Below are 16,162 nucleotides of genomic sequence, written 5' to 3' on the forward strand. Positions count from 1 at the left end.
TGTGGATAATTCATTATCATCGGAGTCTTATCAGGTACGATTAATTGGTGATAACACGATTACCAATTTAATTAAGCAAGGCTATGCATTGTTAGAAGCAACTTCTGATAGTGCAAAGCTTGATGTCGAAATTTTATTATCATCTGTTCTTAATAAAGATCGTAGTTACTTGCTTACTTGGCCTGAAAAATCATTAAGTGATGAACAATTACATGCATTTTTGCAAATATTAGTTCGCCGTATTCAAGGTGAGCCAATTGCGTATATTATAGGTGTGAAAGAGTTTTGGTCATTGCCTTTAGCTGTATCTAAAGCGACACTTATTCCACGACCAGACACTGAAACCTTAGTTGAATCTGTACTTGAACAATTTCAGGGCAAAGATAATATCAATTGCTTGGATTTAGGGACAGGTACTGGTGCTATTGCACTCGCTTTAGCAAGTGAAAACTCAACGTGGAATGTCAGTGGGCTTGATTTTAATATGGAAGCGGTAGCGCTTGCACAATTAAATGCAAAAAACTGTCAGTTACCACAAGTTAACTTTTTTCAAAGCGACTGGTTCTCTAATGTAGAAGCCAATAAAAAATTCGATTTAATAGTTTCAAACCCACCTTACATTGACTGTGAAGATAGTAATTTAACACAAGGTGATGTTCGTTTTGAACCAAACTCAGCACTTATTGCTAGTGATAATGGTTTAGCTGATATAAAGCATATTGCGAATATAGCGCGTAGCTTTTTAACGGAACAAGGACAATTGTTTTTTGAACATGGTTTTGCTCAAGCAGAAGCCGTTCGAAATATATTAACAGGTTTAGGGTTTGATAATCCTAAAACAGAACAAGATTTAAATGGCCATGATCGTATTACATGGGCTACTTTTTTAAATAATAAATTAAATTAATCAATAAAATAAATGATAACAGGAGTTAATTATGTTTAAACATATACATATGACCTTAGCACTATTGAGTATAAGTTTTTTAACTTTGCGCTTTATATGGCTACTAGCTAATTCACCTAAATTACAAGCTAAGTGGGTAAAGATCACCCCACATATTATTGATACCTTATTGCTAACGCTTGGCATAATTATGGCGGTTCAATATTCAATTAACCCGTTAGAGCAGTTATGGTTAGGAGAGAAGTTATTAGCAATAGTCGCCTACATATTCACAGGCTATTACGCGCTAAAGCTTGCTAGAAATAAATTTATGCGAATTTTAGGTTACCTTGGTGCCGTTGGATGGTTCATGTTAATTATGAAACTAGCCATGACGCGCGAAGCAATCTTTTTCTTATAATAATACTGCTAATTAAACATTATGAATACTTTGTTGCTTTCCGAAATTCAATCTCAAGAAAAAGATTTATTAGAAACATTGGTGTTGCTTGAAGATTATATTTTTAAGGCTAATTTACCTGAACAGTATGTAAGTAGTTTTGATCGATCACTTGATACTTTAGAAACTATTATTGAACAGTGTCAGGCTGTTATTGCGGAAATTGAGTCACCTTTAGATAAAAGCGAAGTGTTAATGAATGAACTTTTCTTTCAGCACCTTTTTATTGATAGCCATAAAAAGCATTGGCCAATAAGTTCTTTTAAAGTTGCTGCTAGTTTAAATCAACGTTTAATGTCGCCTATTGTCAAAGCGGTACTTCTTTGCGAAATTATCAATGCTTGTGATTTCAATGCTGATATAGTTTTTGTACCAAATAAAGTCATGGTTCGTCTTTGCTGTGATGATCAATACGCTATTATTTTTGATCCTGTAACCGGTGAGTCTTTAGATTGGCACGAGCTTGATTTACGTCTTGAAGAACTTGATGGTGACCCAAGCCAGCATGAGTTTTCTAGCATGAATAGAGAAGCCATTTTAGCTGAACATTTAAGTGCGTTAAAGAACGTTTTAATTCGTGATAAAGCATTCGAACAAGCGTTATTATGTGTCGATTTAATACTATCATTGAATCCTGACGACCCACTTCAACGCCGTGATCGAGGCTTTTTGCTTCACCAGTTAGATTGCTTTAAAGTGGCGGTCGATGATTATCGTTATTTTGTTGAAAAATGCCCCAAAGATCCTGCTGCACAGTTATTAAAAGCTCAACTTGATGATATAACACTAAGTGAAACTACTTTTCATTAACCCCTTTTATAACATATAGCTATTTATACAGTTAAAAAGAATAGGAAAATACATGTCAACACCTTTGGCTATGCCACTAATAACAAATGATGCCGTTGTATTAGGTTTACTTTCATTAATTTTAGGTTTTATTTTTTATACTTCCAATAGTCAACATCCTGTTTGGAAGAAGTTTTATCAATATGTGCCAGCATTATTGCTTTGTTATTTACTCCCTTCATTTTTAAATACTTTTGGTATTGTTAGTGCTGAGGTCAGCAACGTTGATGATATTGCAAAATATTACTTATTACCTGCTTGCTTAGTCTTACTTACACTAAGTATTGATATTAAAGCGATTGCGGCTTTAGGTAATAAAGCAATTATTATGTTTCTCACCGGTACTGTTGGTATTGTTATTGGTGGACCGATAGCCTTATTAGCGGTGGCTGCCGTTTGGCCTGAATTAATAGGTGTAACTGGCCCAGATGCAGTTTGGCGTGGTATGGCTGCATTAGCTGGTAGTTGGATTGGCGGCGGTGCAAATATGCTTGCCATGAAAGAAATTTATGGTGCTGACGGTAAAATATTTACCATCATGGTAACCGTTGATATTGTTGTTGCTAACCTATGGACGGCTTGTTTGCTTTATTTTGCTGCTAACCATAAGCGTATTGACGCGAAAAGTGGTGCAGATACTTCGGGTATTGATAAACTCATTGATAAAGTGGAACATTTTGAACGCAATAATGCCAGACGGTTTGAGTTAAAGGATCTTATGCTTATTATTGCTATTGGCTTTGGTGCTACCGGTGTCGCTCATTTTGCTGCAGATATATTAGTACCTTTTTTCACAACAAATTACCCTGAATTAGAAAAATTCAGCTTACACAGCAAATTGTTCTGGGTTATTGTTTTAGTAACGGCCATTGGTTTAACATTGTCTTTTACTAAAGCAAGACAACTTGAAGCTGCTGGCGCGTCAAAAATAGGTAGCAGTTTTCTTTATATACTGGTTGCGACTATTGGTTTACATATGGATGTTACACAAGTAGTTGAAGCACCAAAATATGTTGTTATCGGCTTAATATGGATGGCAATACATGTCATCTTATTGCTAATAGTTGGTCGAATGATTAAAGCGCCTATATTCTATTTAGCCGTAGGTAGTCAGGCCAATGTTGGTGGAGCTGCCTCGGCTCCTGTTATTGCGTCTGCATTTCACCCTTCATTAGCACCAGTAGGAGTGCTATTAGCTGTATTAGGTTATGTGTTAGGTACCTATATGGCATGGATGTGTGGACAATTGTTACGCATCATCGGCAGTTAATTTGTAAAGTTTTCTTTTATATATAACATTTTTAAATCTATTTTTTATTAGCTTTTTTATTAGGAATTATAATGACAATAAAGTCAGTTAAAGTAAGTGGTATTGACGTTGCCAATGACAAACCATTTGTATTATTTGGTGGTATGAACGTACTTGAATCTCGTGACTTAGCAATGAGAATCGCTGAACACTACGTTGAAGTGACACAAAAGTTAAATATACCTTATGTATTCAAAGCGTCATTTGATAAAGCCAACCGCTCTTCTGTTAACTCTTATAGAGGGCCAGGTTTGGACGAAGGTTTAAAAATATTTGAAGAAATAAAATCAACGTTTAATGTGCCAATCATCACAGATGTTCATGAACCTTATCAAGCACAACCGGTAAGTGAAGTCGTTGATGTCATTCAACTACCGGCTTTTCTTGCCAGACAAACAGATTTGGTGGTTGCGATGGCTAAAACTGGCGCTGTGATTAATGTGAAAAAACCACAATTTTTAGCTGCTCATGAAATGAAGCATATAATTAATAAATTTGGTGAAGCAGGGAATGAAAATATCATCCTTTGTGAGCGTGGGAGCTGTTATGGCTATAACAACCTTGTTGTTGATATGTTAGCAATGGATGAAATGCGCAATTACGCTCCTGTTATTTTTGATGCAACTCACTCATTACAAAAACCTGGCGGTAGAAGTGATAGTGCTGACGGACGTCGTGCACAAGCGGCTCAATTAACTCGTAGCGGTATGGCTATTGGTATTGCAGGCTTGTTCATCGAAGCACATCCCGATCCATCTGCAGCTAAATGTGATGGCCCGTGTGCATTGCCGCTTGATAAACTTGAACCTTATTTAGCGCAAATGAAAGCGATTGATGATTTGGTCAAGGGGTTTGCCCCATTAATTACTGATTAAGTTTAATGCTATTTAGCCTTATTTGGCTATTTTGAATGAGCAGATAAAGAAAGGGCGTAATACAATAAGTATTACGCCCTTTTTATTTAAATGTGCGAGCATTTAATGTTTTTCATTAGTGTATTTTTTATTCACTAATAATGTTTTTGCTTAGAGTCATCATTTTGTTTTGATTAACAACAACTCTTTCTTTAGCTATCATGTCACTAGCATTATCTTGTATAGTGTTTGGGGCGATAGTAATCGTTGAAAATGTTAAAGCTAAGTTAGCTTGTGCCTGGTTAATTAAGCTTTCTTGTTTAATAGGCTCTGTTTTTACTAATTCAGAGGCTTGGGCAATTAATGCTAATCCAGAAGCAAAGTAAACCATTACGGCTGATGTGGCTACAATAGCTAGTTTGTATATGTTGATATCTTTCATGTTTTTAATCCTGTTTGACCTAATAATAAATGTTTTCGTTGATGCCATCGTTTCGGCTGATAGATTTATTAGGACTTTTCTCGCGCTTGCTCTTTTTCGCAATATGCAAGCAGAGATAAAATAGCACTGCTCACACTTTTTGTTAGAACCTTGAGATGATGTCCTTCATCTATGAGCGCTATAATACTTAATAAAATGTATAATTTAAAACGACAAATAATCATGTTATTCATTAGAAAAACTAATGAATAGTTGTTATGCTGTGTTTTAAATAATTTATATGTAAATTAACTTTTATATTAAAACGGAATTAGGTGTAACTTGGCTAGTAGATTACCACCACTAAACGCATTGCGCGCATTTGAAGCATCAGCTAGGCAGTTAAGTTTTACGCGAGCAGCTGAGGAGTTATTTGTCACGCAAGCCGCTGTAAGTCACCAAATTAAAGCGCTAGAAGAGCATTTAGGCATTAAATTGTTTATGCGAAAAAACCGCTCTTTATTGTTGACGGAAGAAGGGCAGTCATATTATTTAGATATAAAAGATATTTTTAATTCACTCTATGACGCGACAGAAAGGTTACTCGCTCGTGGTGCTAAAGGGGCTATTACGGTTAGTTCGCAAGCAAGTTTTGCCATACAGTGGCTTGTGCCACGTCTTAGTGCTTTTAATGCGTTACACCCCGATATTGATGTTCGAATAAAAGCGGTAGATCAAGCCGAAAACTCACTTACTGAAGATGTTGATGTCGCTATTTATTATGGTCGAGGTCGTTGGCCAAATATTCACGCAGATAAATTACATACAGAGTATTTAATTCCTGTTTGTTCTCCATTGCTTTTACAAGAAGGCGCCGCGAGTGGTAAACCGCCATTATTATCGTTAGATGACTTACAACATCATACGTTATTGCATGATACGTCTCGTAGAGATTGGAAGCGTTGGTTTAAGCAGGTCGGAGTAAAAGGTACTAATGTGAATCATGGCCCTATTTTTAGTCATTCTGCTATGGTTGTTCAAGCGGCCTTATATGGTCAAGGTGTGGCATTAGCCTATAGTGTATTAGCTAAACCAGATATTGATTCGGGTCGTTTAATTTGTCCATTTAATGATGTATTAGTCAGTAAGAATTCTTATTTTGTTGTATGTCGCGAATCTCAAAAAGATATAGGTAAAATAGAAGCATTTAGGGATTGGTTACTTGATATGGTTGAATCAGAGCAAGAGCAAGTTAAAAATGGTCAAATCACTTAACTTATTTCAACTCAACCTTCCTCAGTGAAAATTTTTATCTACCGGAGTAACAGGCGAAAATGATAAGCAAACTAGAAAATAATGTTGATAACCCTATCGCACAAATTATATTTGCTCACGGTGCTGGCGCAAATATGCAACATGACTTTATGCAGCAGTTAACTGATTTATTTAATCAAGCCAATATTAATGTATTAAGATTTAATTTCCCGTTTATGGATAAACGTATTGCGTTAGGGAAGCGTTATCCGCCTGATAGAATGCCAAAGCTAATTGAGTGTTATAAAGATGTTATTAACGACTTGGTCACTACAACTAAGAGCGTTAAGCCGTTACCTTTATTTATTGGTGGTAAATCAATGGGGTCTCGTGTTGCAGTAACATTAGCAAGTGATGACGATATTTTACATAAAATACAAGGTGTCTTTTGTTTAGGCTACCCTTTTCATCCAGCTAAAAATACTGAAAAATTGCGATTGGAGCCATTACAAGAGACACAAAAAAAAGTGTTAATAGTTCAAGGTGAACGTGATGCTTTAGGATCTGAACTAGAAATTATGAATTATGAATTATCTAACTTATGTCAGTGCGTTTTTTTAAACGACGGTGATCATAGTTTAAAGCCAAGAGTGAAATCAGGGTTTACCCACACTCAACATATGAAAAGTTCAGTTAACATTATCAAACAGTTTATTCAGGAAAATACCCAAAATGAATAAAGAGACGCAAATAGAACATAATAAGACGAGTATAATAAAATATTTAATGATTTTTGTTGGCGTTAGTGGCTGCTTTTCTGTACTATTCGGCGCTTGGCTTGCTCATGCAGGACAGGCGTTATCTGTTAACGTGCAATCAACATTAAAAACAGCATTACAATATCAGTTATTTCACACTTTAGCTCTTTTAGCAGCATTAATTTGGGCTATAACTAATTTACCCATTAGAAAACCTTCTAATATATTGTTAGCTGCTTGCGCCGGTTTTGTGATCGGTATTATGTTTTTTAGCGGTGGCATTTATATTAAAACATTTTTCAGTTTTCCCATTGTTGGTAAACTAACGCCATTTGGCGGAATATCATTGGCAGTTGCTTGGTTACTCTTGTCAATTGAAGGTAAAAATAACTTATGACTTCTATCGTATTATATTGTCGACCGGGCTTTGAAAAAGAGTGTGGCGCTGAAATTCAAGAAAAAGCCGCATGGAATGAAATGTACGGCTATTTGGAATTAAAAAAGAATCAAGGCTTAGTCTTTTTTCATCTACAAGTACCTGAGCATGGTGAAGCTTTATTAAAAAAACTACCACTTAAACGCCTTATTTTTACTCGTCAATGGTTTGTAACCTTGACCGAAAAAATTGAATTACCTGATTATAATCGTGTTGAAGCGATTGTTGAATCGTTAGGAACTGAATGGCAGTACGATGATCTGCGCATGGAAATGCCTGATACTAATGATGGTAAAGAGTTAAGTAAATTTTGTCGGAAATTAGCAGTACCATTACGACAAGGCTTACGTAAAGCAAACATCTTAACAAATAAAAAAACTGAATTTAAAGCTGAAGAGGGTGGAACAATTTTACATGCTTTATTTTTGTCTGGCCAAGACGTTATTTTAGGGTTCTCATTTGCCGATAACAGCTCACCGCATGTGATGGGTATTCCTCGTCTTAAGTTTCCAAGTCTAGCGCCAAGTCGTTCTACGCTAAAACTTGATGAAGCCTTTTTATACTTTATTCCTAGAAATGAATGGAGTACTCGTTTAACTTCTGGAATGAATGCCGTTGATTTAGGCTCTGCACCTGGAGGATGGACTTATCAGCTTGTGCGTCGAGGCATGATGGTTACTGCTATTGATAATGGCCCTATGGCTGAATCATTAATGGAAACAGGGCAGGTGAAGCATAAAATGATGGATGGTTTTAAATATCTGCCAATGAAACAAAATGTTTATTGGCTTGTTTGTGACATGATTGAAAAACCACAAAAAGTTGCTAAGTTAATGAGCGAGTGGTTACTAAATGGTCACTGTAAAGAAGCTATGTTTAATTTGAAGTTGCCGATGAAAGGACGTTATCAGCAAGTAAATGAAGATTTACAGGCAATTAAAGACGCTTTTACTGAGCATCAGGTTAAATATGAATTATATGCAAAGCATTTGTATTATGATCGTGAAGAAATCACGGTACATGCAAGACTAATTTAGTTATTTAATGAAAGTTGCGAGCAATACCTTACTCGCAACTTACCGTTTTATTTTAAACTTTGATCTATAGTCTTTCTAGTAAAGCTTCAGTGAAATCAGTAGTACCATGAGTACCGCCTAAATCATGAGTTGTACGGTCGCCACTAGCAATAACATCAATTAAAGCGTTTCTGATTTTTTCTGCTTTATCACTCATTTCTAAATATTCAAGCATTTGTAATGCAGCTAAAATAACAGAAGTAGGGTTAGCTAGGTTTTTACCTGCAATATCAGGAGCACTACCATGTACTGCTTCAAAAATAGCACAATCTTCACCAATGTTTGCGCCTGGTGCCATACCTAAACCACCAACTAAACCAGCACAAAGATCAGATAATATATCACCGAACAAGTTAGTAGTAACGATAACGTCAAATTGCTCAGGGTTCATCACTAACTGCATACAACAGTTATCAACTATCATTTCAGTTGATTCAATGTCAGGGTAGCGTGCTGCAACTTCACGGGCTACTTTTAAAAATAATCCAGATGTTGATTTTAAGATATTCGCTTTATGCACAGCTGTTACTTTTTTACGACCTTCTTTGCGAGCAGTTTCATAAGCAAAGGTTAAGATCTTTTCAGCGCCATCACGAGTAACGATACTCATTGCTTCCGCTTGTGTTCCATCTTCTGAAACAGTTTGACCAACACCCGAGTACATACCTTGAGTATTTTCACGTACAGTTAAAATATCAATGTTTTCATAACGCGCTTTTGTACCTTTAAAAGATAATACAGGGCGTAGGTTTGCGTAAAGTTTAAATTGCTTACGCAAAGTAACATTAATTGAAGTAAATCCTTCACCAACTGGTGTTGTTAACGGACCCTTTAATGTTATTTTATTTTTTTCGATAAGATCCATGGTTTCTTGTGGCACCAATTCTCCATGATTTTCTAATGCAGTTAGGCCCGCGTCGGCAAATTCATAAGTAAAGTCACAACCAGCTTTATCTAAAACTTTGATTGTTGCTTCTATAATGCTTGGGCCAATCCCGTCTCCAGGGATTACTGTAATAGTTCTTTTGGTCATTTTTTTTGCCTTGTGATAAAAGGGATATACTAAGATTTAAGTACTTAATAAATAATGTTATTTATTTTTAATAACGTATTAACGAGATAATAAACATCTATTTTATACGTTTATGCTGTGCTTTATATCATGTAAGTATTCGTGATACGTATTCGATATTTCTATTTGCAACATTCATGTTATGAATGACCGTAGGGTTGGTCATAAATATAGCTAAATAAACTATTGTAGGCAGTAACCTAGCGTGTATCAATTTTACTTTAGTCTATATTCAACGAGTCATTATAGCATATTTGATGAGCTTTTTAGATTATGTTTTTATTAAAAAACTCAATTAACTCTCTCTATTATATTTTAATAAAACTATTGATAACTTTCAATGATGCCCCAGTTTTTAGGATAATTATTTCCTAAACCGATCTCTTTAAGAGCACCGTTGATAAATAATAAAAAAGTACATTCATCCTGAGTCGTTATACCGTCAGACTTGACATGCTGTGTTCGATAAAACATGACTTGAAATTTATCTGTTGCTACTTTTTTTGCTTCTGTAATATCTGGGCTACCAAGTTGATCTATTGCTTGATCAAAAGTGAATTGCTCAAGTTGCAATTTTGCAATAAATTGTTTGTTATAAGCCTCTCTATCTTCCCACTGCATTTTATCAGGGCTGTCATCATAAAATGAAATAACGAGCAAAACGAAAATCCCGTATATAGCTAATGCAAGAAATATGCGAGTAATAACCTTTTTATTCATTGTGCCTCTTGTATATTATTTTTATGAATTATTAATTAAATGATAACCAGTTATTGATTTACTTTAAAGTGCTTCTTGGTTATTTAGTCTGTTGTTATGCTCGGGGATAGGTTGTTTTAACCTGATATCTTTAAGATTAAATCCAAGAGGAATATTTTGCTTAAGTGTGAGGAGCTTTCTACTTAATTCAATTTGTTCTTCACTTGCATCGAGCTTCTCTTTTAGCGATAGCTTAAGATCGTTACTGGTTAAAATGGCATTAAGAGAGGTATATTCATTAAGTAAATTAGCTGCGGTAATTTGACCAATACCGGCAACTCCTGGGATCTTATTCGTGTTATCACCTGTCAATGTCCACAGGTCGACTAATTGCGTTGGTTTAATATCAAACTTTTCTTTAACGTAATCTTCATCTAAATAACGACGATTAAAATAGTCATAAATATGAATGTTTGGACTTAATAATGATAAAAAACCTTTATCGGTAGAAACAATAGTGACATTTTGGCCATGTAACGCCATTTTTGTTGCTAATGTGGCAATAAGATCGTCAGCTTCGTCTTCTTCTGAAAGCAATGAATCAACCCCTAGCTTAAAAAAAGAATCCTGAATATTAGGAAGCTCATTAGCTAAGAACGGAGACATCTTTTTACGACCTTTTTTATAGTCAGGATATAATGTGTAACGCCAACAAGGGTTTTGACTATCAAATACAGCTAGCGCATGGCTAGCTTGTTGATAGCCTAATATGTTTTCTAGTGCCTTGTTACATGCTTGCTGTGTATTAAATAATACTTGTTGTTGTGTTTTTTCTGCTAATTCACCATCAAGTTGATTCTTACTTTGGACAAATGGACGTTCTTGCACAGCATAAATTCGTCGGATTAAGTTTAGGGCATCAATTAATACTAAATGAGCTGACACGTTTACTCCTCTAATACTTTATAACAAGGTGTATATTTACTGCCCGGCAATTTCATTCGTTCTTGGTCAACAAAGGAAGAGAGTAATTTATCCATTAATGTCATGATTCTTTTCTCTCCTGATATTTGAAAAGGGCCATGCTCTCTAATAGCTTTTATACCGTTTTCCTTTACATTGCCAGCTACAATCCCCGAAAATACTCGACGTAAGTTTGCTGCAAGTTCAGCAATAGGTAACGCATGACTAATGTTTAATGCAGACATGTTTGCATGACTTGCCTCAAAAGGTTGTTGAAAATCATTTTCGATAACTAAAGACCAATTGAAATGAAAAGCATCCCCTGTTTCTGTGCGATAGGCAAGTACTTCTTTTAACTTTATTGACATAACTTGAGCTACTTGCTCTGCATCATCAATAATTATTTGGTATAAATTTTGTGCTTTTTCACCTAAGGTAGCGCCGATGAATGCATCTATTTCATTAAAATATTCACTCGCACTCTCTGGGCCCGTTAATATAATAGGTAATACTTGATTTTTATTTTCTTCATTTAACAAAATACCCAATATGTAAAGTAGCTCTTCCGCGGTACCTGCGCCGCCAGGAAAAATAATAATACCATGTGACATTCTTACAAAAGCTTCTAAACGTTTTTCAATATCTGGCATAATCACGAGTTCATTAACTATGGCGTTAGGTGGCTCTGCTGCAATAATACTTGGTTCTGTTAAACCAATATATCGACCTGATTTATTGCGTTGTTTCGCATGCCCAATTGTAGCCCCTTTCATTGGACCTTTCATTGCACCTGGCCCACAACCGGTACAGATATTAAAGTCACGTAAACCTAGTTGATAACCTACTGACTTGGTATATCTGTATTCGTTGTTTTTAATTGAATGTCCACCCCAGCAAGTAATTAAACGAGCCTCTGTTTCAGGTAGAATTGTATTAGCGTTTCTTAATATACCAAAAGTAGCGTCAGTTAGTGAGTCTGGTGCACAATGCATATTTTGATAAGGGTTGTGTATATATAAAATATCACGTAACACTGCGGATAAATGTTCGCGTATCCCCCTAATTATTTTGCCGTCTACAAAGGCATGCTCAGGAGGGTTTTTAAGATCAATCTTTACGCCACGTTCACGTCTGAGCACTTCTATAGTGAAATCTTCATATTGTTGATAAATAACTTCAGCATCATCTGTATGGCTACCTGCATTGAGTACAGCTAGGGAGCAACTTCGATAAAGATTGTAAAGTTCACTAGTAGAGGATTGTTGAAGTTGATCAACTTCTGCTTGTGAAAGTATGTTCATATTTCCGACAGGATTAAGCTGTGTATGCATATATAATTCCTTTTGTCTCTCTTAGGCTTTGGATTGACCAAGATTTCATGTGTTGTGCTTTCAATTAAGCATAAATCACTCGGTTTTTTCCCTGGGTTTTAGCTTTATACATGGCTTCATCGGCACGTTCAAATGCGGTATGTATATTATCTTCTTGAGTAATATGGGTAGCGCCTACAGATAAGGTGATACTTACTTTGTTATTTTTGAATTTAAAGGCTAAGTTGGCAATGCTTTTATTTAAAAGGTTTAATTCTTTAATTAATTCATCTTCTTTATGATGTTTATAAATTAAGACGAACTCTTCTCCACCATAACGTGCAATAAAGGCATCTTTAGCTACCTTTTTTTGAATGGTATGGGCGATCACTTGCAGTGTCTTATCTCCTGCGGTATGACCATAATTATCATTAATACCTTTAAAGTCATCAATATCAATTACAGCAATAGCTAAATTGAAAGGTTTGTGATGGAAGGCAACCATAGCTTGGGTAAAATATTCATCAAAAGCCGCTCTATTACTTAATTTAGTTAAAGCATCTTGCATACTTTTACGTTTTTGTTCTGCTAATTTACTTTCAAATTCTTTACTTCTTTCTTCAAGTGTTTCTACTTTTTTAGCCATTTCAGTTAACTGGCTTGAAAGTGTCTCTTGATTTTGTAGCTCTAGCTTTGTTTTTTGCTCTAATGTTTTCGCTATATTGATGATCTTACCATTTATATCTACTTTAACTTGCTCTAAGGAAAGCGCTTTTTTGACAGTGCCAGCCATATCTAATAATTGATTTTGCAACTTTTGATTGATTTTAACGTTTGTATCTTGTGCAGTCTTACATGTTGAAAGGGTTTCCTTTACAGCATATTGTACAGTTGTCAGTGTTTCACTTAAGGTATTTAAAAAGTGTTTAGCGCTATTTCGTTCATGTTGTAAATCGGCAAATATAACATCAAATATTTCAATAAAACGTAATAAAACATCATCATGAGTTGTATCTGTTAGCAAATTTTTATTAATTTCTAATAATTCTTTATTGTATTGGGTCGATAGTTGTAATTTACTTAAGCAACTAGATATTTTACCGATAAGTACTCTATTAAGTGTAGGTGTTTCGTCAGCTGAAGAGAGAATTTCTTGTGGTACTTGTTTATCTAGGCTTGATGACAAGACATTTGTATCCCCAGGTTTTGATTGTAGGGCAATGCTATAAAACGCTAGAAGCTTGCTAATAAGAGGAGCATATTGAGTGATACTCTCTTTGCTTGACTGGGTTTCATTTAGCAAACTTCGCAATTCTCTGCGTAAGTCATTAGGTAACCCCTGTACTTTTTGTAAATTCTGTCCTGCGTTATTAAATTGCGTATGTAATTGAGAAATGTTTTTTTTATTTGTAGTCGTTTGTTGTTGTAATAACGCTGAGATATCATTAATTTTTAATTCAATATCAGAGACAGGTGCCGACTTTGTTAATAATATTCGAAGTTGCGCGAGTCGATTGTCTAATTTTATATCTACCCCTTTTGATACTTGAGATAGTTTATTAATAAACTCTATTAGCATACTAGATTGAGCTTTAAAATCTTCTTCAAGTGATGCTCTCGATACAATGGCTGCATTAAGTTTTTTTTGTAACACTTTTGATTCATTATCAGCAACAGTTTTAGTATTCATATCCTTAGGTAATCCTTTTATTTTAATCTGTTTGCACTAAGTAATTTGATTATGCTTTCAATTATTAACAATTTATAATAACAAAATTATCAATTGTTTTTTATTATAAGTCATGTGTAAACACATGACTATACAGACTTTATCGAGTTGTTATTTACTTAACGTTGATTAAGTCGTTAGACTACAATAATCACATTTACCACTTTATAGGAAGTTTAGTTGAATATTATTAAAATATCCCTTTTATTTCGAGCGTTTTTATTACTAGTTATTACGTTTTCTACAACAGCAATACAGGCTAATAATGTAGTTGTCGATATTACTATTGATCAGCCGCAACATCACTATGCAAATATTGATATTAATTTTGACAGATTTGATACAAAAAAAGCCAGTTTTCATTTGCCTACATGGCGAACTGGGCGATATGAGATACTTAACCTTGCGAATGGTATTCGTGAATTTAAAGCGTTTGATAGCCAAGGTCATTCACTTAAATGGACAAAAACAGATAAAGATACATGGCAGGTTGAAGGCACGTTAAATAAAAAAGTTAAAATTAGCTACCAAGTATATGCTAATCAGTTAGCCTTTAGAACACGACATATAGACGATAGCCATGCGTTTCTTGATGCTTCAGCAATTATTATGTATAACGATAATTCTCGCGATGAACAGCATATTATTAATATGCATGTCCCTCAGACGTGGAGAAGTGTTTCAGGACTGAAAACAGGAAAGAAATCAAATGATCACAGCCACCAATTCATAGCTAAAAACTATGATGTGTTAGTTGATTCACCGATTGAGACGGGTATAAATGAACATTATTTATTTACTGTTGATAACCGTAATTATGAATTAGTTATTTGGGGGAATGGAAATTATGATAGTGAAAAAATGGTGGCTGATTTAACAGTATTAGTACAACAAAGTCAGCACATTTGGGAAGGTTATCCTTTTGAACGCTATGTCTTTATGGTTCATGCTACTAGTGGCGCTCGTGGTGCAACAGAGCACCTAAATTCAACCATTATTCAAAAATCTCGTTTTAAGTTTTCTGAAAGAAAAGATTACTTAAGCTTTATCTCAACTGCAGCACATGAATTTGTACATACATGGAATGTTAAGCAATATCGACCTGAGGGTTTAGTTCCTTATAAATACCAACAAGAAAATTACTCAACATTGCTCTGGTTAAGTGAAGGTTCGACAAGTTACTTGCAAAATCAATTATTACTTCGTGGTAATTTAATGTCTAGTAACGAGTTTTTAGAACATTTAGCTACGCGTATTACTAGTTACCTACATAAGCCAGGAAGGCAAAGTCAAAGTATTGCTGAAGCTAGTTTTAATAAGTGGATAGATGAAAGTGGAGATTATGGAAATAATCATAGTGTTAATATCTATTCTGAAGGTTTTTTAGTTTCTTGGTTATTAGATTTTTCAATTATGGAAAAAACAGCGTTACAACGCAGTTACCGTGATGTTCATAATAGTCTTTATCAAAACTATAAAGTACCTAAGGGCTTTAATGAAAAAGATTTACTTACGATATTAAAAGACTTAACTCATGACGATTATCAAGTTTGGTGGCAAAAGAATATCCATGGTTACGTTGATGTGGACTTTAATACATTACTAGCTAAAGCAGGTTTAGCTATGTCTTATGGTGATAAGGGTAAAGAAAAGACAATTGCGTGGTCGGGTATTAGTACTAAACAAATGGCAAATGGTTTGGAAATTACACGGGTTGAAAAAAATAGCCCTGCTTGGCAAGCAGGTTTAACTTTAGGCGATATTATTGTGGCTGTTGATAGTTTGCGTATGGTAGATAAAGACTTAACGACAAGACTTAAACACTTTCAACCAAAAGATAACATTAGTATTACTTTATTTCGCCGAGATGAGTTAGTGACACATCAAATTACTTTAGGTGAAATGCCTAAAGGTAAGCTCAAGGTTGTTCCGTTAAAAGAGGCTACCGATAAACAAAAAGCATTTTTTGAATATTGGACCGGGGTAGCCTTTCCTGAGAGTAAAGTCGATATATAAGGTTAGCAGTATAAAAAACACGTTGTACGCTATGTTATAAATACCAAATTAAGCACTAATAATTAACGTT

The 16,162-nt window shown here is 34.9% G+C and carries 16 protein-coding genes; 10 read left to right on the forward strand and 6 right to left on the reverse strand.

From position 1 onward, the window contains the following. The first annotated feature begins 1 nt into the window (after window position 1). From prmC to kdsA, 5 genes are all read left to right on the forward strand, one after another. Window positions 2–907 (forward strand): peptide chain release factor N(5)-glutamine methyltransferase, encoded by a 906-nt coding sequence (prmC, locus tag GQS55_RS07880; protein WP_442872180.1) that lies wholly within the window; start codon window positions 2–4, stop codon window positions 905–907. A 31-nt stretch (window positions 908–938) separates the two neighbouring features. Continuing rightward, window positions 939–1,307 (forward strand): SirB2 family protein, encoded by a 369-nt coding sequence (locus GQS55_RS07885; RefSeq protein ID WP_159819506.1) that lies wholly within the window; start codon window positions 939–941, stop codon window positions 1,305–1,307. Window positions 1,308–1,328: 21 nt separating this feature from the next. Beyond that, window positions 1,329–2,156, forward strand: coding sequence for a SirB1 family protein (locus GQS55_RS07890; RefSeq protein WP_159819508.1), 828 nt, complete (start codon window positions 1,329–1,331; stop codon window positions 2,154–2,156). Between the two features lie 52 nt (window positions 2,157–2,208). Further along, a complete protein-coding gene (locus GQS55_RS07895; protein ID WP_236559796.1) occupies window positions 2,209–3,465 on the forward strand; it encodes a DUF819 family protein in 1,257 nt (418 codons plus the stop codon). 71 nt (window positions 3,466–3,536) lie between these two features. Then, window positions 3,537–4,379 (forward strand): 3-deoxy-8-phosphooctulonate synthase, encoded by an 843-nt coding sequence (kdsA, locus tag GQS55_RS07900; protein ID WP_159819510.1) that lies wholly within the window; start codon window positions 3,537–3,539, stop codon window positions 4,377–4,379. A gap of 127 nt (window positions 4,380–4,506) precedes the next feature. Here the strand turns inward: kdsA and GQS55_RS07905 are convergent, their stop codons facing one another. Next, window positions 4,507–4,800 (reverse strand): hypothetical protein, encoded by a 294-nt coding sequence (locus GQS55_RS07905; protein ID WP_159819512.1) that lies wholly within the window; start codon window positions 4,798–4,800, stop codon window positions 4,507–4,509. 321 nt (window positions 4,801–5,121) lie between these two features. On the opposite strand from GQS55_RS07905, the gene GQS55_RS07910 reads away from it, so the two are divergent. From GQS55_RS07910 to rlmM, 4 genes are read left to right on the forward strand one after another with little or no spacing between them, the layout of a single operon-like run. Beyond that, window positions 5,122–6,054: a transcriptional regulator GcvA gene (locus GQS55_RS07910; RefSeq protein WP_159819514.1), complete on the forward strand. Its 933-nt coding sequence runs from the start codon at window positions 5,122–5,124 to the stop codon at window positions 6,052–6,054. Between the two features lie 59 nt (window positions 6,055–6,113). Beyond that, window positions 6,114–6,773, forward strand: a complete 660-nt coding sequence (locus tag GQS55_RS07915) for an alpha/beta family hydrolase (RefSeq protein ID WP_159819516.1) — start codon at window positions 6,114–6,116, stop codon at window positions 6,771–6,773. Beyond that, window positions 6,766–7,188 carry a DUF423 domain-containing protein gene (locus tag GQS55_RS07920; RefSeq protein ID WP_159819518.1) on the forward strand — a complete coding sequence of 141 codons (423 nt, stop codon included), beginning with the start codon at window positions 6,766–6,768 and terminating at the stop codon, window positions 7,186–7,188. Before GQS55_RS07915 ends, GQS55_RS07920 begins: the two co-directional genes overlap by 8 nt. After that, window positions 7,185–8,264, forward strand: coding sequence for a 23S rRNA (cytidine(2498)-2'-O)-methyltransferase RlmM (rlmM, locus tag GQS55_RS07925; RefSeq protein WP_159819520.1), 1,080 nt, complete (start codon window positions 7,185–7,187; stop codon window positions 8,262–8,264). Before GQS55_RS07920 ends, rlmM begins: the two co-directional genes overlap by 4 nt. Window positions 8,265–8,328: 64 nt before the next feature. Here rlmM and GQS55_RS07930 read toward each other — a convergent pair whose 3' ends face one another. From GQS55_RS07930 to GQS55_RS07950, 5 genes are all read right to left on the reverse strand, one after another. Then, window positions 8,329–9,336, reverse strand: coding sequence for an isocitrate dehydrogenase (locus GQS55_RS07930; protein WP_159819522.1), 1,008 nt, complete (start codon window positions 9,334–9,336; stop codon window positions 8,329–8,331). Window positions 9,337–9,699: 363 nt separating this feature from the next. After that, window positions 9,700–10,095: a DUF3192 domain-containing protein gene (locus GQS55_RS07935; RefSeq protein WP_159819524.1), complete on the reverse strand. Its 396-nt coding sequence runs from the start codon at window positions 10,093–10,095 to the stop codon at window positions 9,700–9,702. A 63-nt stretch (window positions 10,096–10,158) separates the two neighbouring features. Continuing rightward, entirely contained in the window at window positions 10,159–11,019 is an 861-nt protein-coding gene (gene xni / locus GQS55_RS07940; protein ID WP_159819526.1) for a flap endonuclease Xni, read from the reverse strand. Window positions 11,020–11,021: 2 nt separating this feature from the next. After that, complete coding sequence (ppnN, locus tag GQS55_RS07945; RefSeq protein ID WP_159819528.1) at window positions 11,022–12,368, reverse strand: nucleotide 5'-monophosphate nucleosidase PpnN; 1,347 nt, start codon at window positions 12,366–12,368, stop codon at window positions 11,022–11,024. 64 nt (window positions 12,369–12,432) lie between these two features. Beyond that, window positions 12,433–14,037 (reverse strand): diguanylate cyclase domain-containing protein, encoded by a 1,605-nt coding sequence (locus GQS55_RS07950; protein ID WP_159819530.1) that lies wholly within the window; start codon window positions 14,035–14,037, stop codon window positions 12,433–12,435. Between the two features lie 219 nt (window positions 14,038–14,256). Between GQS55_RS07950 and GQS55_RS07955 the strand changes: the two genes are divergently transcribed. Next, window positions 14,257–16,092, forward strand: a complete 1,836-nt coding sequence (locus tag GQS55_RS07955; RefSeq protein ID WP_236559797.1) for a M61 family metallopeptidase — start codon at window positions 14,257–14,259, stop codon at window positions 16,090–16,092. Window positions 16,093–16,162: the final 70 nt, after the last annotated feature.

This window comes from Colwellia sp. 20A7, assembly GCF_009832865.1.
Lineage (GTDB): Bacteria > Pseudomonadota > Gammaproteobacteria > Enterobacterales > Alteromonadaceae > Colwellia.

Coding starts and splice junctions, on each gene's coding strand:
- GQS55_RS07885 (WP_159819506.1), top strand. CDS start 939: ATGTTTAAACATATACATATGACCTTAGCACTATTGAGTATAAGTTTT.
- GQS55_RS07890 (WP_159819508.1), top strand. CDS start 1,329: ATGAATACTTTGTTGCTTTCCGAAATTCAATCTCAAGAAAAAGATTTA.
- GQS55_RS07895 (WP_236559796.1), top strand. CDS start 2,209: ATGTCAACACCTTTGGCTATGCCACTAATAACAAATGATGCCGTTGTA.
- kdsA (WP_159819510.1), top strand. CDS start 3,537: ATGACAATAAAGTCAGTTAAAGTAAGTGGTATTGACGTTGCCAATGAC.
- GQS55_RS07905 (WP_159819512.1), bottom strand. CDS start 4,800: ATGAAAGATATCAACATATACAAACTAGCTATTGTAGCCACATCAGCC.
- GQS55_RS07915 (WP_159819516.1), top strand. CDS start 6,114: ATGATAAGCAAACTAGAAAATAATGTTGATAACCCTATCGCACAAATT.
- GQS55_RS07920 (WP_159819518.1), top strand. CDS start 6,766: ATGAATAAAGAGACGCAAATAGAACATAATAAGACGAGTATAATAAAA.
- rlmM (WP_159819520.1), top strand. CDS start 7,185: ATGACTTCTATCGTATTATATTGTCGACCGGGCTTTGAAAAAGAGTGT.
- GQS55_RS07930 (WP_159819522.1), bottom strand. CDS start 9,336: ATGACCAAAAGAACTATTACAGTAATCCCTGGAGACGGGATTGGCCCA.
- GQS55_RS07935 (WP_159819524.1), bottom strand. CDS start 10,095: ATGAATAAAAAGGTTATTACTCGCATATTTCTTGCATTAGCTATATAC.
- ppnN (WP_159819528.1), bottom strand. CDS start 12,368: ATGCATACACAGCTTAATCCTGTCGGAAATATGAACATACTTTCACAA.
- GQS55_RS07950 (WP_159819530.1), bottom strand. CDS start 14,037: ATGAATACTAAAACTGTTGCTGATAATGAATCAAAAGTGTTACAAAAA.